The following is a 584-nucleotide window of genomic DNA, read 5'->3' as shown; positions in this document are numbered from 1 at the left end:
GCCGTCGCCCGGCAGCGATTCGGCCGGGTGGCGCGCGCTGTCCCACTGGATCAGCGACGGCAGGAGGCCGTCGCCCGCGCCTTGCCACGCGGGGAACGTGCCGTCGTCGGGCACGGTGAGGCCCCAGCTCAGGTCGCCGCGCCGCATCGCGACGACCGGCGGGATGCGCGCCGGGTACTGGCTCTGCCACAGCGCGAGCTGGCGCGGACGGTCGACCCGCGCGACCCAGTGCGCGAGAAACGGGCCTTGCGCAAGCCGTGCGTGCATGGCCGGATCGTCGAGCCCGAACAGCCGCGCGCGCGGCGGCTCGGCGTCGGCGTTCGGCGCAGGCGCATCGGGATCGATCGCGATCACTTCGAGGTAGAGTCCGCCCCATACGCCGAACAGCGCATTGTGGGTCCGCATCAGCGGGTGGCGGCCGCCGCCGGCCGGTTCGATGCCGAGCGCGTCGGCGACGTGGCGGACGCCTTCGTCGAGCGTGCGCGCGGCGATCACGAGATGGTCGAGTGTCAGGGAGCGGGCTGGCATGAACGTCGGTCGGGAAGCGAAAGTGTCATGGTGGGCAGGCGATGCGCCGGGCGGTA

At 73.3% G+C, this 584-nt stretch carries 1 protein-coding gene; it reads right to left on the bottom strand.

The annotated features are described in order from the left end of the window. The coding region (locus G3N98_RS39345) for a VOC family protein (RefSeq protein WP_206151131.1) at positions 1-528 on the bottom strand (528 nt) is incomplete at its 3' end. Positions 529-584: the final 56 nt, after the last annotated feature.

The sequence above is a fragment of the Burkholderia sp. Tr-20390 genome (assembly GCF_017104595.1).
Lineage (GTDB): Bacteria > Pseudomonadota > Gammaproteobacteria > Burkholderiales > Burkholderiaceae > Burkholderia.
Note: the sequence above shows the minus strand (reverse complement) of the source record. Positions and strands in the feature narration are given on the sequence as shown.